The organism is Bradyrhizobium sp. UFLA05-125 (genome assembly GCF_059803515.1).
On the sequence record NZ_JBANBJ010000110.1, the window covers coordinates 1 to 22066 of the forward strand.

22 protein-coding genes are annotated in these 22066 nt (G+C 64.2%); 17 read left to right on the forward strand and 5 right to left on the reverse strand.

The window, feature by feature from the left end; all coding sequences use genetic code 11:
* Positions 1-290: 290 nt before the first annotated feature.
* Both SO156_RS43070 and SO156_RS43075 read left to right on the forward strand, forming a co-directional pair.
* Positions 291-728 carry a DUF5330 domain-containing protein gene (locus SO156_RS43070; RefSeq protein ID WP_498539071.1) on the forward strand — a complete coding sequence of 146 codons (438 nt, stop codon included), beginning with the start codon at positions 291-293 and terminating at the stop codon, positions 726-728.
* Between the two features lie 68 nt (positions 729-796).
* Positions 797-1225 (forward strand): SufE family protein, encoded by a 429-nt coding sequence (locus SO156_RS43075; RefSeq protein ID WP_458146984.1) that lies wholly within the window; start codon positions 797-799, stop codon positions 1223-1225.
* Between the two features lie 7 nt (positions 1226-1232).
* On the opposite strand, the gene SO156_RS43080 is transcribed toward SO156_RS43075, so the two are convergent.
* Together SO156_RS43080 and SO156_RS43085 are read right to left on the reverse strand one after the other, a co-directional pair.
* On the reverse strand, positions 1233-1646 hold the full coding sequence (locus SO156_RS43080) for a Ros/MucR family transcriptional regulator (RefSeq protein WP_458146985.1): 414 nt from the start codon (positions 1644-1646) through the stop codon (positions 1233-1235).
* 9 nt (positions 1647-1655) lie between these two features.
* Positions 1656-2495 carry a DUF308 domain-containing protein gene (locus tag SO156_RS43085; protein ID WP_498539072.1) on the reverse strand — a complete coding sequence of 280 codons (840 nt, stop codon included), beginning with the start codon at positions 2493-2495 and terminating at the stop codon, positions 1656-1658.
* Between the two features lie 312 nt (positions 2496-2807).
* Here SO156_RS43085 and SO156_RS43090 point away from each other — a divergent pair, with 312 nt between their 5' ends.
* Complete coding sequence (locus tag SO156_RS43090; RefSeq protein ID WP_498539073.1) at positions 2808-4457, forward strand: glycosyltransferase family 39 protein; 1650 nt, start codon at positions 2808-2810, stop codon at positions 4455-4457.
* 211 nt (positions 4458-4668) lie between these two features.
* Positions 4669-5448: a class II aldolase/adducin family protein gene (locus tag SO156_RS43095; RefSeq protein WP_498539074.1), complete on the forward strand. Its 780-nt coding sequence runs from the start codon at positions 4669-4671 to the stop codon at positions 5446-5448.
* Positions 5449-5701: 253 nt separating this feature from the next.
* On the opposite strand, the gene SO156_RS43100 is transcribed toward SO156_RS43095, so the two are convergent.
* The 3 genes from SO156_RS43100 to SO156_RS43110 form a co-directional block, all read right to left on the reverse strand.
* Positions 5702-7096, reverse strand: a complete 1395-nt coding sequence (locus tag SO156_RS43100; protein WP_498539075.1) for a M20/M25/M40 family metallo-hydrolase — start codon at positions 7094-7096, stop codon at positions 5702-5704.
* Between the two features lie 26 nt (positions 7097-7122).
* On the reverse strand, positions 7123-8448 hold the full coding sequence (locus SO156_RS43105; protein ID WP_498539076.1) for a glycosyltransferase family 87 protein: 1326 nt from the start codon (positions 8446-8448) through the stop codon (positions 7123-7125).
* Between the two features lie 143 nt (positions 8449-8591).
* Entirely contained in the window at positions 8592-10214 is a 1623-nt protein-coding gene (locus SO156_RS43110; RefSeq protein ID WP_498539077.1) for a helicase HerA-like domain-containing protein, read from the reverse strand.
* 330 nt (positions 10215-10544) lie between these two features.
* Between SO156_RS43110 and SO156_RS43115 the strand changes: the two genes are divergently transcribed.
* From SO156_RS43115 to SO156_RS43175, 13 genes are all read left to right on the forward strand, one after another.
* Positions 10545-10910: a DUF2267 domain-containing protein gene (locus tag SO156_RS43115; protein WP_458146992.1), complete on the forward strand. Its 366-nt coding sequence runs from the start codon at positions 10545-10547 to the stop codon at positions 10908-10910.
* Between the two features lie 26 nt (positions 10911-10936).
* Entirely contained in the window at positions 10937-11344 is a 408-nt protein-coding gene (locus SO156_RS43120; protein WP_027528140.1) for a DUF4332 domain-containing protein, read from the forward strand.
* 217 nt (positions 11345-11561) lie between these two features.
* Positions 11562-12410: a dihydropteroate synthase gene (gene folP, locus SO156_RS43125; RefSeq protein WP_498539086.1), complete on the forward strand. Its 849-nt coding sequence runs from the start codon at positions 11562-11564 to the stop codon at positions 12408-12410.
* On the forward strand, positions 12407-12784 hold the full coding sequence (gene folB, locus SO156_RS43130; protein WP_458146995.1) for a dihydroneopterin aldolase: 378 nt from the start codon (positions 12407-12409) through the stop codon (positions 12782-12784). The genes folP and folB overlap by 4 nt, the downstream gene beginning before the upstream one ends.
* The gene (gene folK / locus SO156_RS43135) at positions 12777-13268 is read left to right on the forward strand and encodes a 2-amino-4-hydroxy-6-hydroxymethyldihydropteridine diphosphokinase (protein ID WP_498539078.1); all 492 of its coding nucleotides are present in this window, start codon (positions 12777-12779) and stop codon (positions 13266-13268) included. Before folB ends, folK begins: the two co-directional genes overlap by 8 nt.
* Before the next feature lie 87 nt (positions 13269-13355).
* Positions 13356-15227, forward strand: a complete 1872-nt coding sequence (locus tag SO156_RS43140) for a methylmalonyl-CoA mutase family protein (RefSeq protein WP_498539079.1) — start codon at positions 13356-13358, stop codon at positions 15225-15227.
* The gene (locus SO156_RS43145) at positions 15224-15691 is read left to right on the forward strand and encodes a GFA family protein (protein ID WP_498539080.1); all 468 of its coding nucleotides are present in this window, start codon (positions 15224-15226) and stop codon (positions 15689-15691) included. The genes SO156_RS43140 and SO156_RS43145 overlap by 4 nt, the downstream gene beginning before the upstream one ends.
* A 39-nt stretch (positions 15692-15730) precedes the next feature.
* The gene (locus SO156_RS43150; RefSeq protein WP_498539081.1) at positions 15731-15916 is read left to right on the forward strand and encodes a hypothetical protein; all 186 of its coding nucleotides are present in this window, start codon (positions 15731-15733) and stop codon (positions 15914-15916) included.
* Complete coding sequence (gene scpA, locus SO156_RS43155) at positions 15913-18069, forward strand: methylmalonyl-CoA mutase (protein WP_498539082.1); 2157 nt, start codon at positions 15913-15915, stop codon at positions 18067-18069. Before SO156_RS43150 ends, scpA begins: the two co-directional genes overlap by 4 nt.
* A 225-nt stretch (positions 18070-18294) precedes the next feature.
* On the forward strand, positions 18295-19071 hold the full coding sequence (locus SO156_RS43160; RefSeq protein WP_498539087.1) for an RsiV family protein: 777 nt from the start codon (positions 18295-18297) through the stop codon (positions 19069-19071).
* A gap of 132 nt (positions 19072-19203) precedes the next feature.
* On the forward strand, positions 19204-20187 hold the full coding sequence (locus tag SO156_RS43165; RefSeq protein WP_498539083.1) for a tripartite tricarboxylate transporter substrate binding protein: 984 nt from the start codon (positions 19204-19206) through the stop codon (positions 20185-20187).
* 80 nt (positions 20188-20267) lie between these two features.
* On the forward strand, positions 20268-21257 hold the full coding sequence (meaB, locus tag SO156_RS43170) for a methylmalonyl Co-A mutase-associated GTPase MeaB (protein ID WP_498539084.1): 990 nt from the start codon (positions 20268-20270) through the stop codon (positions 21255-21257).
* Positions 21254-21901, forward strand: coding sequence for a pyroglutamyl-peptidase I (locus tag SO156_RS43175; RefSeq protein WP_498539085.1), 648 nt, complete (start codon positions 21254-21256; stop codon positions 21899-21901). The genes meaB and SO156_RS43175 overlap by 4 nt, the downstream gene beginning before the upstream one ends.
* Positions 21902-22066 lie beyond the last annotated feature (165 nt).

The window sequence follows — 22066 nt, forward strand, 5'->3', positions numbered from 1 at the left end:
ACACCGTGTGATTGCGAGGAATTTTACGCGATTTGACGGTTTCATTCGCGCGGATGGTGAACGCGGGGTTTCCGCATCCTCCGCCTTATGGTTTCGAATTGGTGCAAGGGCGCCAACCGGCGATCGCGAGCCTGCATCAATCGAAAATTTACGAGGCTTTCGATTCGTTCAAATCCCACACATATTTTCGCCGAATTAAGCTCAACGCAATCACTTGCGATTTATCGAGAGTTGCTAGGTCGAAGGCCCGCGGGGGTGCCGCCGGCTGGATCTAACACACAGGTCGCAAGATGCGCTTTCTGCTCCGCATCACATTCTGGCTCGGGCTGGTGCTGGTACTCCTGCCGCGAGACAAGACTCCCGAATCGGAGAAGCTGCCGCAGGTCGGCGCCGCCGAGGCAGTTTCGGCTGCGACCGCGGCCGTCTCCGACATGAGCCAGTTCTGCAAGCGGCAGCCGGCGGCCTGCGAAGTCGGCGGACAGGCCGCGACCATCATCGGCCAGCGGGCGCAGGACGGAGCGCGCAAGCTCTACCAGATCATCAATGACAAGAAGGAGCAGATCACCAACGGCAAGAATGACAACAAGAATGACAAGAAGGCGCCGGACCACACCGGCTCGATCGGCAGCATGGCTGAAGCCGATCTCGACCCCACTCCGGCACAGCGCGACACCCTGACCCAGGACGACCTGGCGCTCGAATGGCGCGGGCCGGAAACGGCGAATTAGCGCCCAAACCCTATCGATTTCGCGTCCTTGCGTCCCTATATTGGCCGTGAGATCACACGCGGGCCATCATGACGACGATCGACGAAATCAGGGATAATTTCGAGATTCTGGACGAGTGGGACGACCGCTACCGGTACGTCATCGAGCTCGGCCGCTCCCTGGAACCGATGCCGGAGGCGGAACACTCCGCCGACAACAAGGTGCAGGGCTGCGTCAGCCAGGTCTGGCTGTCCAAGCGGATCGATCGCGGGAATGGCACGCCGGTCCTGAAGTATCGCGGCGATAGCGACGCCCATATCGTGCGCGGGCTGGTCGCGATCCTGCTTTCGCTCTATTCCAACCGCACGCCGCAGGAAATTCTTTCCACCGACGCGCTCGCGGTGTTCGACGAGTTCGGCTTTCGAGACCATCTGACGCCACAGCGCTCCAACGGCCTGCGCTCGATGGTGGAACGCATCCGCACCGATGCGCGCGAGGCGCTCGCGGAAGCCTCGTGACGGAACGCTATTTGCGTTTTCTCTGCTGCTGCCCCAACCCCATCTTCTTCGCCAATTGCGAGCGCGCCACCGCATAGTTCGGCGCGACCATGGGATAGTCGGCCGGCAGACCCCATTTCTCGCGATATTGCTCGGGCGTCATGCTGTACTGGGTGCGCAGATGGCGCTTCAGCGACTTGAAGCGCTTGCCGTCCTCGAGGCACACGAGATAGTCCGGCGCGATCGACTTCTTCAGCGATACCGCGGGCTTTGCCGGCTCGAGCGGCGCCTCGTTCCGCCCCGAAGAGACCCGCACCAGCGCGCCATGCACCTGGCTGATCAGGTTCGGAATCTCTGCCGCCGGCGTCGGATTGTTACTGACATACGCCGAGACGATGTTCGCCGTCAGCTCGATGAAGTTTTTACCCGCAGCTTCTGACACGGATGGACCTCAGGACCGCTGGTCGAGATGCGTGCGCAGCTCGTCGATCGAGGCGAAGCGCATCATGCCTTCAGGCATCTGCGCCTCGATCGAGCCGTCGGAATAGAGCGAATAGGCCATCCCGTCGACCACGCCAGATTTGAGCACGGTGACGGCCGGCTGCTCGGCCGGTGGCGCCGGACGCGGCTCAGGTGCCGGCGGCGGCGCAGCTTCCGAAAAGGTCGAGGTTGCACGCGGCGGTCGGCGCGGCGGCGTTGCCTCTGGCGGCCGCATCCGTTCGGGCTTCGGCCAGGCATCGTCGAAGCTTGCCGGCGGCGGTTCGGCAGGCTCGGGTGTCGGATGCTCCTCACCCGGTGCGGCCTCGGAGGCCTTGGCCTGCGCGCGCTCGCGCTCCTTGCGCGAGGTCGAAGCGAACAAGAGATTGCGCCGGCGCGGTGCTTCAGGCGCTTCCGGCACCGGCGGCACTTCGGCGCGCGTACGCGCCGCTGCTTCATCCAGCCAAGGGGGCGGCGCAGCCGGAGACACCGGCATCGGCGGCTCGGCCTTGCCGGCCTCGGCAGGAACCGCTTCCGGCCCAGGCACGCCCGCCGTCGCAAGGCCGGGCGGCAGCACCGGCCTGACCCGAACCTCGGACAGTGCTGTCGTTGCGGCAAGCCTGCGGGAGATGCCCTTCAGCTCCTGGACGACGGCGTACAGGGCCATCAGTAACATCCCGGAGCAGACGCCAATGGTCCCGCTGAGTATGAGGGTACTACCGAGACTGAATTCCTTGAGCGAGATGCCCCAAAGGACCGTGAGGAGACCCGCCACAAAGGCGAAAATCCCCGCGATCAGCATTGCCAGCGTCATCGAATTCACCCCCGGCCGCGCATGAGCGCGCGACACCACCTACGCCACGATACCGTCATACCGCACGCCTCGCCAACGGCCAATTGCCATAGCCGTTCCTTAAAATAGCGAAATCAGAGACTTATTCACATTCCCTTCAGCAATACTTCGCTAGCTCTAGCAAAGCTCCAGGAATTCGAAATTGCTGCGTTGCATCAGGAATTTAGCCATAATGCGCAATTACTTGGAAATGGAACTGCGCTATAGGGTTCCCGGGAAAAAGAGCCATGCGCGCCGGCACGGCCGAGAGGGGATTCCGGGTCACCGACTGCCATGACATCCATCACCACTTCGGCGATCGATACGCCTCTGGGGCGCTCGATTGAGCGGACTTGCGACGACCTTGCCATGCTGGTGCTGGCGGCAGTCGCGGTTATCGCGGGGCTGACCTTCCGCGACTACGGGCTTGGCTGGGACGACTATACCCACGCCGAATATGCCGACCTCTTGCTGCGCATGTTCGGGTCGGGCTTCAAGGACACCGCGGCGCTCTCCTTCGCCAATCTCTACATGTATGGCGGCGGCTTCGACATGGTCGCGGCGCTTCTGCACAAGGTCATGCCGCTCGAGTTGTTCGAGACGCGTCGTCTCGTCGGCGCCGTCGTCGGCGTGATCGGGCTTGCGGTGACCTGGCGGCTCGCTCGCCGCGTCGGCGGACCGCTCGCCGGCCTTGCAGCACTCCTGCTGCTCGCGCTCTGCCCGATCTTCTACGGGCACATGTTCATGAACCCGAAGGATGCGCCGTTCGCGGTGGCGATGATTATCCTGATGCTCGGCCTGGTACGACTGGCCGAGGAATATCCGCAGCCCTCGCCGCGCACCATTCTGATCGTCGGCCTCGGCGCCGGCCTCTCGATCGGCACGCGCATTCTCGGGGGCCTTTCGCTCGTCTATGCGATGATCGGTTTCACGCCGCTGTTTCTGGAAGAGCTGCGCGTCGAAGGCCCCCGCGAAGCGATCCGCCGCTTCGCCCATGTCGTCTACGTGCTGCTGCCCGGCCTGGTGCTCGGCTATCTCATCATGGGCCTGATCTGGCCGTGGTCAATCATGGAGCCCGGCAATCCGTTCCAGGCGCTGACCTACTTCTCGCATTTCTTCGAGAAGCCCTGGAAGGAGATGTTCGACGGCGCGCTGGTGTCCGTGCCCGACATGCCCTGGTCCTATCTGCCGACATTGTTCGCGCTGCAACTGCCCGAAGTGATGCTCGTGCTGATGATCGGCGCCGTCACCGGCACCATGACTATCCTGCCACGCCGCGAGGTTCCGGCCCGACGCAAGACCATCCTGTTGATGCTGACGCTCGCAGCCACGCTGCCGCTCGTGATCGCGATGGTAAAGCGGCCGGCACTCTACAACGGCATCCGCCACTTCGTCTTCGTCATTCCGCCGATGGCCGTCCTGGGCGGCGTCGCCCTTGCCTGGACCATGGAGCGTCTGCGGACCAATCACCGCGCCTGGCAGCCCGTCGTGCTCGCTACCTTCTGCTTCGGCCTCGCGCTGCCGCTCGCCGAGATGATCCGGCTACATCCTTATCAATACACGCACTTCAACCACATCGCCGGCACCGTGCGCGCCGCCGACGACCGCTTCATGCTGGACTATTGGGGTCTTGCCCTGAAGCAGGCCTCCGACGAGTTGCGCGAGCAGCTCATCGAGCGCCAGGAAATCCCGCCGCGCAATCGCAAATGGAAGGTCGCGGTGTGCGGCCCGCAGCGGCCGGCGCAAGTGGCGCTCGGTCCCGACTTCACCATCGGCTGGGATTCCAACGCTGCAGACTTCGCCATGACGCTCGGCGAGTTCTACTGCAAGGGCCTCACCGCGCCGGTCATGGTCGAGATCAAGCGCGACGACGTGGTCTTCGCCCGCGTCTACGACATCCGCGGCCGCAGCATTTCAAGCCTGCTGTCGATCCCGGCGCCTTGATATTTCTTTCCTGACCTGAGCCCGGACGGAGCGAAGCGAAATCCGGGATTGGCGACTCCCCGCATTGCGCTTCCGCCTTCGCTCTTCGAGCTACGGCGGACAAGCCGCTCCATGCGGGTTACGCTTGACTGCTGCGCATCGCGCGCCTTGCTGCGACTTCCTCGCAGGACTAGGCTCCCGCCCCGCAACAACGAGGTTCGGAGATTTTGCCATGTCGCCAGCGGAAGCGCGCCTGAAGGACGTGCCGTCGAACATGACGGAGGCCGAGTGGCAACAGCGGGTCAATCTCGCCGCCTGCTATCGCCTCGTCGCCCTCTACGGTTGGGACGACCTGGTCGACACCCACATCTCCGCCCGCGTGCCTGGCCCCGAGCATCACTTCCTCATCAACCCCTACGGGCTGATGTTCGACGAGATCACCGCATCGAGCCTGGTCAAGGTCGACCTGCACGGCAACCAGCTCACCGATAGCGACTACAGCATCAACCCCGCCGGCTTCACCATCCATTCGGCGATCCACGAGGTACGCGAGGACGCGATCTGCGTGCTGCATCTCCACACGCTCGACGGCACCGCGGTGTCGAGCAGCGCGGAAGGATTGTTGCCGCTGAACCAGACCGCGCAGCTCGTCACGCACGATCTCGCCTATCACGACTATGAAGGCATCGCGCTGGATCACGAGGAACGGCCGCGGCTCCAGAAGGACCTCGGCGACCACAACCACATGCTACTGCGCAATCACGGCACGCTGACCGTCGGCCGCTCGGTCGCCTCCGCGTTCGAGCGCATGTATCACCTCGAGCGCGCCTGCTCGATGCAGGTGCGCACCCGTGCGCTCGGCACGCCGGTCTACCCGGTCGAGGAGATCGCGATCGAGAAGAACACCGAGCTCTTGTCGAACCGCGATCGCGCCGAGCTCCGCGCCACCAACCTGGTGTGGCCGCCTCTGCTGCGCAAGCTCGACCGCGTCAATCCGGGCTACCGGACTTGAGATTCGCGAGGATTCGTGTAGGATCTTCTGCGAACGACCTCTGCACGTTTTGGAATGAAACGCCGCCCAATTCCGGGCGGCGTTTTTATTTTGGTACGCCTTCGTAGGGTGGGCAGAGCGAAGCGTGCCCACCTCTTCTGTCGCAAATTCTGGAGGGATGGTGGGCACGACGCAAATGCGCCTTTGCCCACCCTACGCAGCTCCAGATTCCGGGTTCGCCTCTTCGAGGCGCCCCGGAATGACCGCTACGCGGTCACTTCACCTCCGCCAGCGCGGCGAGGATGCGGGCCCAGGAGCGGATGCCCTTCTGGAAGCTCTGCAGATCGTACTTCTCGTTCGGCGAATGGATGTTGTCGTCGTCCAGGCCGAAGCCGACGAGCAGCGAGTCCAGCCCAAGCGTGCGCTTGAAATCGGCGACGATCGGGATCGAGGCGCCCGAGCCCATCAGCACGGTCTCCTTGCCCCATTCGTCCGTCAGCGCCTTCTTGGCGGCGGCGAGCGGCTTCATGTTCCAGTCGAGCGCGATCGCGGGGGCCGCCGAATGGTCGCCGAACTCGACCTTGCAGTCGTCCGGAATGCGCGCCGACACATAGTCACGGAAGGCCTTGCGGATCCTCGCGGGATCCTGCCCTTCGACCAGTCGGAACGAGACTTTTGCGGATGCATGTGACGGGATCACCGTCTTGGAGCCTTCGCCAATGTAGCCGCCCCAGATGCCGTTGACGTCACAGGTCGGGCGCGAGGAGGCCTGCTCGATCAGCAGCCGTCCCTTTTCGCCAGCCGGGATCGACAGACCGATCGGCTTGAGGAACGTCTCCGGCGTCAGATTGAGCTTCTTCCACTGCTCCAGGATATCGGCGGGCAGGTCCTTCACCCCGTCATAGAAACTGGGAATCGTGATGTGACCGTCATCGTCGAACAGCCCGCCGAGGATTTTGGTGAGCACGCGGATCGGGTTCATCGCCGCGCCGCCGAACACGCCGGAATGCAGATCGCGGTTGGCGGCGGTGATCTTGACCTCTTCATAGAGCAGGCCGCGCAGTGACGTCGTGATCGCCGGCGTGTTCCGATCCCACATGCCAGTGTCGCAGACCAGCACATAGTCGGCTTTGAACTCGTCCTTGTTGGCTTCGATGAACGGCACAAAGTTCTTCGAGCCCACCTCCTCCTCGCCTTCGATGAGGAAGGTGACGTCAATCGGCAGCGAGCCCGTCACCGCCTTCCAGGCGCGGCAGGCCTCGACGAAGGTCATCACCTGCCCCTTGTCGTCCTCGGCGCCGCGCGCGACGATGATCTTGCGGCCGTCGGCATGATCGGTGACAACGGGCTCGAATGGCGGGCGGTGCCAGAGATCCAGCGGATCGACCGGCTGCACGTCGTAGTGTCCATAGAACAGCACGTGCGGACGTCCGCTCGCCTTGCTCTTGCCGACGACGGCGGGATGGCCCGCGGTCGGCCTGACTTCGGTTGCAACGCCGAGGCTTGCGATATCCTTGGCGAGATGCTCGGCCGCCGCCTTGCAATCATTGGCAAAGGCCGGATCGGCCGAGATCGACTTGATGCGCAGCAGCGCGAACAGGCGCGTCAGGCTGTTGTCGAAATCCTTGTCGATGTGATCGAGCACGGACTGGAGCTGTGCATTGGACATTGTTCTCGTTCCTGACTTGCGATGACTCAAGGCGCTGCTGCTTTTAGCTCCGCCGCAGCTTTCGAGCCAGACGCATCTGGCGGATGCCTGATGTGCCAGACCAGCGCGCCCGCAAGAACGGCGGTAGCGGCGAGGTTGTTGCCCCAGGCCTGCAAAACCAGGGGAAACGGCGGCAGCGACAGCAGCATGAGGATGCCTGCCGCCGCCAGCGCGAGCCAGGTTCCCAGCCGCACGCGGAGGCGCTCGTCGAAGGCGGCGCGATGCATCAGCACCGTTATCGGGAAGAACAGCCACATGAAGTAATATTGTCGCGCCAGGGGCGAGGCCACCGTCATCAGGCAGAACAGGATGCCGAGCTCCTCGGCGTCCGACCGTTCGGTTCGCCGCCGCTGCGCAGGCATCACAGCGAGGAAGCCGAGCCCGAGCGCCGCCGACACCGCGAGCACGATCCAGTTCGCAGTTTGGTATTCGACGTCGATCACATTCATCGTGCGTGGCGGCTTGCTTGGATCGTCCTGATTCCAGTTGACCGGCCGCACCAGCCGGTGCGTCACCGCAATGATCGACTGGTTGACCCACGACCAGTTCTGCTCGTCGCGCTTGCCAAATCCCTTTTCCGAGCTCGAGCCGACCATAGCCTGGTACCAGGTCTTGAGCTCGTTGACGTTGTGGTCGAAGCCGCGGATCGGCGCCGGCACCACGAAGAGAAGGATGCCGGTGCAAGCGATCGTGCTCGCGACGGCCGCCCACTGCCGGCGCCAAACCAGATAAGGCAGCACCGCAACCGGAAAAACCTTGATGGCGGTGGCGAGCGCGAACATGAAGCCGGCGAGCCAGGACCGCTGGTGCTGGAGGCTCCAGAAGCCGTAGAGCATCATCGCCAGCAGAAGCAGGTTCGGCTGGCCGAGGTCGAACATGTCGAACACGAAGGTGATGGTGACGAAGGCGGGCAGCGCCTCCAGCCAGCGACCGGGCGTGTGTCCGGAGCCGGTCATGGCATTCGAGAGAATTCCTGTGTACCACCACGCTACCGCGTTCAGGATCGACAGCACGACATAGAGTGGGATCTTGCCGAACCAGCTCGGGATCGCGAGCAGGATCGCCGGCAGCGGTGGGTAGATATAAGCAAACATCTGTGTGACGTCAGGATAGAGCGCCCCACCCTGTAGTACCTGCTCGCCCGCCCAGTACCAAAGCGCATAATCCTTGGTCTTGCCGTGACCGAATATTTCGGGAACGAGCACGTCGGCGGTCAAGAGGACGCAGCAGAAGAGGAAGAGCAAATCGAGCGGGGCGCGCAACGACGAAGACCTGAGCGCGCCGGGTTTGGTGGGGGAATGGGTGGCGGTCACAATGCCTTCAATCTGAAGCCAAACAAAAACGTTCGATAGATGTGGATGAAAACTCCAGCTGCAAGTAGGCTCCCTCCTCTCCCCGCAAACTGGGCGAGGAGAGCTACGGCTACACAGAAAACCGTTTCGACAAAAGTCCCTGCCTACCGACGCAGCAATCCGCCCAGCGCGCCGCGCACCAAAGCGCGGCCGACCGAGCCGCCGAGCTGGCCGCCGACAGACTTGCCGAGATCGGCGACGACGCCGCCGACCACCTGATTTGTGACCGTGCGCGTCACGTCGCGCACGACGCGCTGGCCGGTGGTGAGCCGGCTGCGCCCTGTATTGGTGCCGAAGATGGTGCCGACGATCGAGCCGATCTGGCCGAGGATGCCGCCTCCACCGCCGTTCGCAGAACCGTCCGCGGTCGCCGCGGTGCCGGCAATGCGCTTTTGCAGGATCTCATAGGCGGATTCGGAATCGATCGCGGTGTCGTATTTGCCCTTCACCGGGCTTGCATCCATGATCGCCTTGCGCTCCTCCGGCGTGATCGGCCCGATCCGCGCCGAGGGCGGACGGATCATCACGCGCTCGACCATCGACGGCGTGCCATTGCCTTCGAGGAAGGAGACTAGCGCCTCGCCCTTGCCAAGCTCCATGATCACCTTGGCGGTGTCGAGTTTCGGATTGGGCCGGAAGGTCTGCGCGGCGGCCGCGACCGCCTTCTGGTCGCGCGGGGTGAAGGCGCGCAGCGCGTGCTGCACGCGGTTGCCGAGCTGCCCCAGCACCCGATCGGGCACGTCGATCGGGTTTTGCGTGACGAAATAGACGCCGACGCCCTTGGAGCGGATCAGGCGAACCACCTGCTCAATCTTGTCCATCAGCGCCTTGGGCGCATCGTTGAACAGAAGGTGCGCCTCGTCGAAGAAGAACACCAGCTTTGGCTTGGGCAGATCGCCCGCCTCGGGCAGCTCCTCGAACAGCTCCGACAGCATCCACAGCAGGAATGTCGCGTAAAGCCGCGGGCTTTGGAGCAGCTTGTCGGCGACCAGGATGTTGATCATGCCGCGGCCGTCGCGATCGGTCTTCATGAAGTCCTTCAGCGTCAGTGCCGGCTCGCCGAAGAATTTCGCGCCGCCCTGGTTCTCCAACACCAGGAGCTGGCGCTGGATGGTCCCGACGGTTGCCTTGGTGACGTTGCCGAAACCTTGGGCAGCTTTGCGGATTGGCGCCAGCGGATCTTCTCCGGCATCCGGCCCCTTCTTGCTGGTGTCGGGCACGATGGCGTCGAGCAGCGCCCGCAGGTCCTTCATGTCGATCAAGGTCAGGCCGTTGTCGTCGGCGACGCGGAAGGCGACGTTGAGGACGCCCTCCTGCACGTCATTGAGGTCCAGCATGCGAGCCAAGAGAAGCGGGCCCATCTCGGTGACGGTTGCACGCACGGGATGACCTTGCTCGCCGAACACGTCCCAGAACACCGTCGAGAACTGGTCGGGCTGGAACGTCAGCCCCATGTCAGCGGCGCGCTTGACGATGAAATCCTTGGCCTCTCCCACCTCGGAGATGCCCGAAAGGTCGCCCTTGATATCAGCGGCGAAGACCGGGACACCTGCACGCGCAAATCCTTCTGCCATCACTTGCAACGACACCGTCTTGCCGGTTCCGGTTGCACCGGTGACGAGGCCGTGGCGATTGGCGAGCGCAAGCGTCAGCCAGGCAGTCTCGTCTCCCTTGCCGACGAAGATCTTGTCGCTGGTATCGCCGGGCTCGATGTCTTGTGTCGCCATTACTGTTTGCCTTGGTAGGGAATGCGAACTTTTGGTTCCGTAGTTTAACGTAAGTTAGGTGCCGATTGAACGGGTCAACGCATCTCGTGAGGCGCGCATATGCGACATCGTGAGAGATAAGGTGTGTGTCTCTTCGCCAAAAGTCGAAACGATACGTTCGCACCGCGGCAATTTTTCGTGGATTCCATCATTTGCTCTTGCATGGCTGCAACACTCCCCGCGCGATTCGTCGCCGCGCGTGCGTTCGTCGCTTGTAATTCTTAACGCGCCGGCTCAAGATCATTTTGAGAAGCAAGACTCCGGACTTGAACCGGCTGGGGGGCAGGCAAGATGGACGAGCTGATCGGGCGGCTGGCGACAAACGCCGGCATCGATAGTGCTGTCGCTGAAAAAACCATCGGCATTGTCCTTGGCTTCCTGCGCAATGAAGGCCCTTCCGACGGCGTCCAGGCTCTGATCGACCACATTCCCGGTGCCGAAGCCGCGATTGCCGCGTCGCAAAGCGGCGGCGGCCTGTCACGCCTGATGGGCGGCGGCCTGATGGCCGTCGGTACCCGGCTGATGGGCCTTGGGCTTGGCATGTCCGACATTCAAATGATCGCTCGTGAACTTTTTCGCTTCGGTCGAGACAAAATCGGAGCGGATGAGATGGGCAAGATCATTGCGGGGACGCCGGGCCTCGGCCAGTTCGCCTGAGGCTTTCGCACTTCACATCGAGTACCATGACATATCCCATCTCCGAGATTGAGGGCCTATCGGCTTTCGCCGCCAGCAAGCTGAAGGCGCAGGGCATTCGCACCACCGTCGCGCTGCTCGAAGCTGCCAGCACCTTGAAGGGCCGCAAGGCGCTCTCCGCCAGGACCGGCATCAGCGAGCAGCAGCTCCTGGAATGGGCCAACGTCTCCGACTACATGCGCATTCCCGGCATGGGCAAGGCCAAGGTCAACCTCGTCCGCGCCGCCGGCGTCACCACCGTCCGCGAGCTCGCCTATCGCAACCCGTCGCGGCTGGCGCAGAACATGCGCGCGGTGAACGAGAAGCGGAAATTGGTTCGCGTGCTGCCGTCGGAGAAGTCCGTCGGCGACCTCATCGCCAAGGCCCGCAAGCTGCCGCCGAAGATTTCGTATTAGACGCTCAGCTCCGCCACAGCTACACGCGGCTGTCATGCCCGGCTTGACCGGCGCATCTAGTATTCCAGACATCGAGATTCATCACAGCCGGCGCGGCGTACTGGATCGCCGGATCGAGTCGGGCGATGACACTGAGAGTGTGGCGGCATCCGGCACAGCGTGTCCGCGCTCCCCTTCCCGTCTTGACTCGTCGGCCCCGACCGCGCAAAGCGACCGCATGAGCGCCTTGCCCTCGCACCCTGCCCCGTCCACGGCCGCATGGCTGCGAACGCTGCTGGCCAGGCCGGTCCCGGCCGTGATGGGCGTGCTCAACGTCACACCGGATTCCTTCTCTGACGGCGGGCAATTCATCGCGCCCGACGAGGCCCTGGCGCGGGCGCGCACCATGATCGCCGATGGCGCCGACATCATCGACATCGGCGCCGAATCCACCCGACCCTACAAGGGCGCCCAGCCGGTTACGGCGGAGGAGGAACTACAACGGCTGATGCCGGTACTGGCGGAAGTGGTCGCACTCGGTGTGCCGGTCTCGATCGACAGCATGAAGTCGGAGGTCGTGGCTTTCGCACTGGACCAGGGTGCCGCGATCGCCAACGACGTCTGGGGCCTGCAGCGCGATGCCGGCATGGCGGCGGTAGTAGCGACGAAAAAAGTCCCTGTCATCGTGATGCACAACCGCGATAGCGTCGACCCCGCCATCGACATCATGCAGGACATGATCGCGTTCTTCCAGCGCTCCCTCGCCATCGCGGCGAAGGCAGGCATCGCCGAGGGCCACATCGTGCTCGACCCCGGCATCGGCTTCGGCAAGACGCCGGAGCAGAGCATGACGGCGCTGGCGCGCCTCAACGAGCTCAGCGTCCTCGGCCTGCCGGTGCTGGTCGGCGCCTCGCGCAAGCGCTTCATCGCATCCGTATCGCCGTCGGAGCCGCAGCAGCGGCTCGGCGGTTCGATCGCCGCCCATCTCATCGCCGCGCGGCGCGGCGCACGGATCATCCGCACCCATGACGTCGCCGAGACCCTGCAAGCCCTGCGGGTCGCCACCGCCATCGAGAGCAAGCAATGACCGATACGATCTTCGTCACCGGCCTCGTGATCCATGCCCGCCACGGCGTGATGGAGCATGAGACCGAGGTCGGCCAGCGCTTCGTCATCGACCTCGAGCTCTACGCCGATCTCCAGGAATCCTCGCGCACCGACCGGCTCGCCGACACCGTCTCCTATGCCGACGTGGTCGCGACCACGACGGCTGCGTTCAAGAACACCAACTACAAGCTTTTGGAGCGCGCGGCCGGCGCGGTCGCCGATGCCATCCTGTCGCACTTTTCGCGCATCCGTGCGGTGAAGGTCACCGTGCACAAGCCGCATGCGCCGATCGCCGCCATCTTCGATGACGTCGGCGTGGTGCTGACGCGCTCGCGGCACCCAAACCATGGCTAGCGCGATCATCGCGCTCGGCGGCAATGTCGGCGACGTCCGCGAGACGTTCAAGGACGCGATCTCGGATATCTGCGGCACGGCGCCCGGAAGGCTGATCGCGCGCTCGTCCGACTACTCCACCCCGCCCTGGGGCGACGAGGCCCAGGCCTCTTTCATCAACGCCTGCATCGAGATCGAGACGAGCCTCGATCCGCATGAGCTATTGTCTGTGCTGCAAAGGGTCGAGCAGAGCTTTGGCCGTACGCGAGCCAAGGAGCGGCGCTGGGGACCGCGCACGCTCGATCTCGACCTGATCGCTTATGACGACGTGTCCTTGCAAACGCCGGAGCTGACGCTGCCGCACCCGCGCCTGTTCGAGCGCGCCTTCGTGCTGGTGCCGCTCGCCGAAATCGCAGCCGACCGCGTGATCGGCGGCATCCGCGTGCGCGACAGCCTCGCCAGCGTCTCAACACAAGGAATCGAGCGGCTTTCGGATACCGGTTAACCAAAAACAACCGTTTGCAGGGGCTGCCTGCCGTGGCAATTTCGCCCCCAACGACGCGAACGAACATGTCCGGGAGTTTCCTGCCGAATGACCGCCGTGACTGACGATCTGCTGCTGGCCGCGGACTTCCCCAAGGCGAGTTACGAGGATTGGCGCAAGCTGGTCGATGGCGTGCTGAAGGGCGCGCCGTTCGAAAAGCTCGTCGGAAAGACTTACGACGGGCTGAAGATCGATCCCCTCTATCCGCGCGCCAGGGATGTCGCGCCCATGGCGGGTCGGCCTGCGGCCGCGCCCTGGCAGGTGATGCAGCGGATCGACCATCCCGATGCGGTCCTCGCGAATGCGCAGGCGCTCACCGATCTGGAGAATGGCGCGACGGGGCTGACGCTGGTATTTGCCGGCGGCAACGGCAGCCATGGCTTTGGCCTGGAACCGACGGCGGATGCTGTCGCGAAGGTCCTCAAGGACATTCACCTCGATGCCGGCATCGGCATCGAGCTTCAGGTCGGCCCGCAATCGCGGATGGCGGCGATCCATGTTGCGGAATACGTGAAGAGCAAGGGCATCGATCCTGCGGCCTGCGACATTCGCTTCGGGCTCGATCCACTCGCGGCCTGCGCCGTCTGGGGTCACAGTCCCTACGCCTGGGAGGAGATCGTTCCCGCGGTGACCTCTGGGATCAAGGGCCTCGCAGCGCTCGGCTTCAAGGGACCGTTTGCCTCCGCCGACGGACGCGTGATCCATGACGCCGGCGGATCGGAGGTGCAGGAACTCGCCTTCGTGCTCGCCTGCGGCGTCGCCTATTTGCGCGCGATCGAAGGCGCCGGCACTCCCTTGGAGCAGGCACAGGGCATGGTCTATGCGCGGCTCGCGGCCGACGCCGACCAGTTCCTGACCATGGCAAAGTTGCGCGCGCTGCGGCTATTGTGGGCGCGCATCGAGCAGGCCTGCGGCTTGACGCCGAAGCCACTGTTCATCGCGGCCGATACCGCATGGCGCATGCTGACGCAGCGCGATCCCTACGTGAACATGCTGCGCGCCACGATGGCCACGTTCGCCGCAGGCCTTGCCGGCGCCAATGCGGTCACAGTGCTGCCGCACACGCTGGCGCTTGGGCTTCCCGACGCATTCGCGCGGCGCGTGGCGCGTAACACGCAGCTGGTGCTGCTCGAGGAGAGCAATCTCGCAAAGGTCTCCGATCCCGCCGCGGGCGCAGGCGGCATCGAGACGCTCACGGCGCAGCTTTGCGAGGCGGCCTGGGCGCTGTTCCAGGAAACCGAAAAAGCCGGCGGCGCCTTCGCCGCGCTTCAGCAAGGCCTGATCCAGGGCAAGGTTGCCGCAACGCGCAAGGCGCGCGCGGCCAACATTGCAAAGCGCCGCGACGTGCTGACAGGCGCGAGCGAGTTTCCGAACCTGCAGGAGAACGATGTGGCCGTGCTGCCGGCGACGCCGGTCGCGCTTGCGCCTTACGGCGCGCAAAAGTTCAAATTCGACCCGCTTGCGCCGATCCGCCTTGCGGAACCTTTCGAGGCGCTGCGGGACAAGTCCGACGCCAAGCTGAAGGCAGACGGCGCGCGGCCAAAGGTGTTTCTGGCCAATCTGGGCACGGCGGCCGATTTCACCGCGCGCGCAACCTTCGCGAAGAGCTTCTTCGAGGCCGGAGGCATCTTGGCCGTCGATAGCGAGGGCTTTGCCGATCCGGCAGCGCTTGCTGCCGCCTTCAAGGCGTCGGGCGCAGAGCTCGCCTGCGTTTGTTCCAGCGACAAGGTCTACGTGGCCCATGCAGAAGACGCCGCCAAGGCCCTGCAAAGCGCTGATACGAAGCATATCTATCTGGCAGGCCGGCCGGGTGAGAACGAGACTGCGTTGCGCGCAGCCGGCGTCAGTGGATTCATCTTCGCCGGTGCCGATGCACTGGTCATGCTGCAAGACGCCTATCGACGGATGGAGCAGGCATGAGCGAGGAGACGAGCAGACCCGTTCTCACCGGCGGCTGCCAATGCGGCGCGGTCCGCTTCGCGCTGGCGGCCGCGCCGAACAAGATCAGCATCTGCCATTGCCGGATGTGCCAGAAGGCGAGCGGCGCGCCATTCGCCTCCTTCGCGGAGATCAACAGGACGGATTTTTCCTGGACCAAGGGCCGGCCGTCGTTCTTCCGCTCATCCACCATCGCCGAGCGCGGTTACTGTGCCGCCTGCGGCACGCCGCTGAGCTTCGGCCGCATCGACGGCGAGCGGATCGAGATCATGACCGGCGCGTTCGACCGCCCGGATCACGTGGTGCCGACGCGACAATACGGAACTGAATCCCGGCTCGGTTGGGTCGTCGGAATCGCGAACCTGCCGAGCCAGACCACGCAGCAGAACTACGGGCCGGAGAAGATGGCGACCATCGTCAGCTATCAGCACCCGGATCATGATTGAGGGCGAAATGTCGAGGCGGCAACTCTGATAGGCTATACCATGCTTCGATTGTTCGGAGGGACGTTGCTAGGTTTGGCCGAGTTAAAGCTCGGAAAGCTGCTCGCGCGGCTGCTCTGGAGCGGAACTGGTGTGATGACTGAGAGCCGATTGGACGATCCGGTCTACAAGAAAAATGTGCAAAGGCTGATCGAGCACCATCGCAGCTTTGAGGACTCCAAGAGATGAGCCGCATTCCCAATTTCGCCGATGTCGCCTTCGAGCGGACCACAACCGCCGCTCCGACCGGCAATGCCGAGCCATGGCTGACCCCCGAGGGCATCCCGGTGAAGAGCGCCTATGGCGAAGCCGATCTCGCCGGCGTCGATTTTCTGGAGACGTTCCCGGGCATCGCGCCGTACCTGCGCGGTCCCTACCCGACCATGTATGTCAACCAGCCCTGGACGGTCAGGCAGTATGCCGGCTTCTCCACGGCGGAGGATTCCAACGCCTTCTATCGTCGCAACCTCGCGGCGGGACAGAAGGGCCTCTCGGTCGCCTTCGATCTTGCGACCCATCGCGGTTATGATTCCGACCATCCGCGCGTCGGCGGCGACGTCGGCATGGCCGGAGTCGCCATCGATTCCATTTACGACATGCGCACGCTGTTCGCGGGCATCCCGCTCGACCAGATGAGCGTGTCCATGACCATGAACGGCGCGGTGCTGCCGATCCTCGCCCTGTTCGTGGTGGCCGCCGAGGAACAGGGCGTGCCGCCGGAGAAGCTGTCGGGCACCATTCAGAACGACATTCTGAAAGAGTTCATGGTGCGCAACACCTACATCTATCCGCCGAGCCCATCGATGCGGATCATCTCCGACATCTTCGCATACACCTCGCAGAAGATGCCGAAATTCAATTCGATCTCGATCTCCGGCTATCACATGCAGGAGGCCGGCGCGACCCAGGACCTCGAGCTTGCCTATACGCTCGCCGACGGCGTCGAATATCTGCGTGCGGGTCTCGCTGCAGGGCTCGACGTCGACCGCTTCGCGCCGCGCCTGTCGTTCTTCTGGGCGATTGGCATGAACTTCTTCATGGAAGTCGCCAAGATGCGCGCCGCGCGCCTGCTCTGGGCGAAGCTGCTCAAGCCGTTTGGTCCGAAGGATCCGCGCTCGCTCTCGCTGCGTACGCATTGCCAGACCTCCGGCTGGTCGCTGACTGCGCAGGACGTCTTCAACAACGTGATGCGAACGACGGTGGAGGCGATGGCCGCGACGCAAGGCCACACCCAGTCGCTGCACACCAACGCCCTCGACGAAGCGCTCGCGCTGCCGACCGACTTTTCCGCGCGCATCGCGCGCAATACCCAGCTCTTCCTGCAACAGGAAAGCGGCACCGCGCGCATCATCGATCCCTGGGGCGGTTCCTATTATGTCGAGCGGCTGACGCGCGATCTCGCTGCGAAGGCCTGGGGCCATATCCAGGAGGTCGAGGCGCTCGGCGGCATGGCCAAGGCGATCGAGGCCGGCGTGCCGAAGCTGCGCATCGAGGAGGCGTCCGCCAAGACACAGGCCCGGATCGATGCGGGCAGGCAGGCGGTGATCGGCGTCAACAAGTACAAGCCGTCAGATGAAGCGCCGATCGAGATCCTTAAAGTGGACAACACCAATGTCCGGCGCTTGCAGATCGACAAGCTGACGCGACTCAAATCCGAGCGCAACCAGAAGGACGTCGAAGCCGCGCTCGCCGCGTTGACGCGCTCGGCGGGCGCAGGCAACGGCAATCTGCTCGCGCTCGCGATCGACGCGGCCCGCGCGAAAGCAACGGTCGGCGAAATTTCCGACGCGATGGAAAAGGTGTTCGGTCGCCACCGCGCCGAGATCAAGTCCATCACCGGCGTCTACAAGCGGGAGGCGTCCGCCATGGGCAGCCAGGTTGAAAAGGTGCAGGCGCTGATCGACGCCTTCGAGGAGGCGGAAGGCCGCCGTCCGCGCATTCTCGTCGCCAAGATCGGCCAGGATGGCCACGACCGCGGGCAGAAGGTGATCGCGTCGGCCTTCGCCGATATCGGCTTCGACGTCGACATCGGGCCGCTATTTGCCACCGCCGATGAAGCCGCGCGCCAGGCAGTCGAGAACGACGTGCACATCCTCGGCGTCTCCTCACTGGCCGCCGCCCACCTCACCGCTGTGCCGGAACTGAAGGCGGCGTTGAAGAAGCACGGTCGCGAGGACATCATGATCATCGTCGGCGGCGTGGTCCCGCCGCAGGATTACGAGGCTCTCCATGCAGCAGGTGCGGAGGCGATCTTCCCACCCGGCACCGTGATCGCTGATGCCGCCGAGGAGCTGATCCACAAGCTCAACGCCCGGCTGGGGCACAACGAGGCGGCGGAATAGTTCGGCACAATCAGGCACTTTCGGGCCGAGAACCTGCAGGCGCCTTGCCGCGACCAACCTTCACGATCCGGTGTATCGATCAAGCGTTCCGCACCGGTTCATCTTACCGAGTCTATGCCGTCGAAGGTGTCCGGGCTCGGCCATTCCGGCGGCCCCGGAAGAGAACATGAATTCATGGGTACTGACGTGACATACTATCGTGCAACAACGCGCGCGGGGCTGCTCATGCAGACCATCGCAATCCTCTGGGCCGTCGCGGCGGTCTCCATGGCCACCCCCTCCCATGCGGCTGATCCCAAGCCCGATGCGATCATCAAGAACAGGACCATCGAAGCCCGCGTGCTGCTCGACGACCAGATCAAGGCCGATCCCGCGCTCGCCGCCGATTGCCTCGTCGAGGGCAAGAAGTGGCTCGAGAAGAATGCGGCCGATGCCGCCGTCTCTCGCAAGCAGGATCCGCAATTCTTCCAGAACGGCGGCTGGGATTTCGAGCGCAAATACACGATCCGCTCGGTTGTTGCCGACCGCTACGTCAGCCTGATCCGCGCCGACTACATGGACACCCACGGCGCGCATCCGAATTCCGACGTCGACACCATCCTGTGGGACAAGGCGCAAGCCAAGCGCATATCGATCCGCCCGTTCTTCACCGAGACCGCCGACAACGGAGCAACGATGAAGGCGATGCAGAAGGCCGTAATCGCCTCGCTGCGAATCGAGAAGAAGAAGCGCGATGCGGGCGAGACGGCCACCAACGAGTGGTTCAAGGGCGTCGAGCCTAGCCTGCTCAAGATCGGCGCCGTGACGCTCGCGCCTTCGACTGAAGCGGGCAAGAGCTCCGGTCTCACCTTCCACTATCCGCCCTATGCGGTCGGCCCCTACGCCGAGGGCGAATATGTCGCCTTCGCGTCGTGGGAGACGCTGAAACCTTACTTGACGCCGGAAGGCGCGCGGATTTTCGGCGGCGCGCGACCGAAAGGCGACGAAGACGACGGCCAGTGATTCGTCGCGGCATGAACGACGCATTGCTCACAGCGCAACTGGTCCGGCCGGCTTGCCGCGCTGCTGCAAAGCTGCCAAAACTGGCGCTATAGACAGGGCGTCCGACGTTACAGGCGCCGCTGGAAGGTGCTCATGTCTGCCATCACGCGCCGCGCCTTTGCGGCATCGTCTGTCGCTGCCGCCGCTCTTGGACTGAGGTCCGCGCGCGCGCAGACCTATCCGGCGCGGCCCGTGACAATGATCGTGCCGTGGGGCGCGGGCGGCGCCACGGATGCGACTGCGCGCGTTCTCGCGGCAATGCTGGAGAAGGAACTCGGCCAGCCTTTCAACGTGGTCAATCGGGTGGGCGGCTCAGGCGTCGTCGGCCACACCGCAATCGCGACCGCAGCCCCGGACGGCTACACGATCGGCATGCTGACCGTGGAGCTCACCATGATGCACTGGCAGGGGCTCACGGACCTGACGCCGCGAAGCTTCACGCCGCTCGCCATGATGAACGAGGACGCGCCAGGCATCCAGGTTTCCTCTTCCTCGCCCTACAGGACGGCCAAGGAATTGGCCGTGGCCATCAAGGACGCGCCGCCCGGCAAGTTCATTGCGTCAGGTACCGGTCAGGGCGGCATCTGGCATCTCGCATTGGTCGGCTGGATGCAGGCGATCGGACTGCCGGCCAACCAGGTCGCCTGGGTGCCTTCGAACGGTGCCGCACCCGCGATGCAGGATCTCGCAGCTGGCAACATCGATCTCGCCACCTGCTCGGTGCCCGAGGCCCGCGCGACGATCGAAGCCGGGAAAGCGCGCAGCCTCGCCATCATGGCACCTGCCCGCAACCCCGTCTTCCCCGACGTGCCGACCCTGAAGGAAGCGATGGGGATCGACTATTCGACCGGCGGCTGGCGCGGCATCGGCGGACCGAAGGGCCTGCCTCCGGAGATCGCTGCCAAGCTCACGACGACGGCAAAGAGGATCTTCGATTCCGCGGAGTTCAGGGCCTTCGTCGCCAATCGCGGCTTCGGCATGGCGTGGCGCGATGCCGGCCAGTTCGCCGACTTCATGGACAAGGCCGACATCCAGATGGGCGCCGCGATGAAAGCCGCCGGCCTCGCCAAGACGTGACGTGTCGAGCAGGGGGAAGCCGGCCGCGTTGATCCCGGCCCGGCCCTCGCGTGTCCCGCCCGCGCGTTGTAAAGCAGGGTATGATTCAGAAGAAGGCTTCGCTCGACGTCAAAGCCCTCGCCCGGGACCTCCGTTCCGGCAGCCGTGCGGCGCTCGCCCGCGCCATCACGCTGGTGGAGAGCCGGCGCGGCGACCATCAGGCAGCTGCGCGCGAGCTGGTGCAGCAGCTACTGCCGGATACCGGCAAGGCGGTTCGCGTCGGCATCACCGGCTCGCCGGGCGTCGGCAAGTCGACCACCATCGATGCGCTCGGCACTTATCTGATCGCGCAAGACCATAAGGTCGCGGTGCTCGCGGTCGATCCGTCCTCGGCGCGCAGCGGCGGCTCGATCCTCGGCGACAAGACCCGGATGGCGCACCTATCCGCGTCCGATCACGCTTATATTCGCCCATCGCCGTCCTCGGGCACGCTTGGCGGCGTCGCCGCCAAGACGCGCGAGGCCATGCTGCTCTGCGAGGCGGCCGGCTTCGACGTCGTGCTGGTCGAGACCGTCGGCATCGGCCAGTCCGAGACGGCCGTTTGCGACATGACCGATTTCTTTCTCGCGTTGATGCTGCCGGGCGGCGGCGACGAATTGCAGGGCATCAAGAAGGGTCTGGTCGAGCTCGCCGACATGATCGCGATCAACAAGGCCGATGGCGACAACCTCAAGCGTGCCAATATGACTGCCGCGGACTATCGCAGCGCACTACACATTCTAGCGCCGCGCTCCGAACATTGGCATCCGCCGGTCGTGACCTATTCGGCGCTGACCGGCAACGGCATCGCAGAGCTCTGGCAAAAGATCCTCGATCATCGCAAGGCGATGAACGCGTCGGGCGATTTCGCCGCGCGCCGGCGCGAGCAGCAGGTGAAATGGATGTGGTCGATGCTGGAGCAGCGCATGCTGTCGCGGCTGCGCACCGAGGCCTCCGTCCGCACCAAGGTGAAGAAGATCGAGGCCGAGGTGGCCGATGGCCGCGTCACGCCGGCACTCGCCGCCGAGCACATCATGGAGCTCCTGCAATGAGCGGCAAGCTCCGCGTCCTCCTCACCGGCTTCGGTCCGTTCCCCGGCGCACCCTACAATCCGACCCAGCCGCTGGTCGCGCGGCTGTCACGGCTGCGCCGTCCCGCGTTCGACAGCGTCGAGCTTGCGACCCACATCTTTCCAGTAACCTATGCCGCAGTCGACCGGCAATTGCCGGAGGTCCTCGCGACGGTCAGACCCGATGCGCTTCTGATGTTTGGCCTCGCCGCTCGCACATCATACCTGCGCATCGAGACTCGCGCGCGCAACGCCGTCACCATGCTATGGCCCGATGCCGCCAATACCCGTTCCCGCAAAGGGGCAATCGCGGCGAACGCGGATGCGATGATGTTCGGCGCACACACTGCAAAGCTCCTGCGGGCCGCACGATTGACCGGAATCGACGCGCGGGCCTCGCGCGATGCCGGCGCCTATCTCTGCAACTACCTGAGCTGGCGCGCGATCGAGAGCGTGAACGCCGGCGGGCCGAAGCTTGCCGCATTCATCCACATCCCGCTGCTGGCGCGCAGTGGCGCAGCACGGCGCAAGGGAGCGCTGCGCATCACGCTGGAGGAGCTGGTCGATGCAAGCGAAGCGATGCTGTTGGAAATGGTGAAGTTGGCGCGCCGCGATATGGCTGCGTAGGGTGGGTTAGCGCAGCGTAACCCACCATCTTGGCTTCCACGCGCTCCGTACTCGCGGTGAGATTATGATGGGTTACGCCTTCGGCTAACCCACCCTTGTAATAGCGCAATCAGATATTGTCGGGGTGTTCCGAGAGGAATGGCCTGCCGCGACTGCAACCGCGGC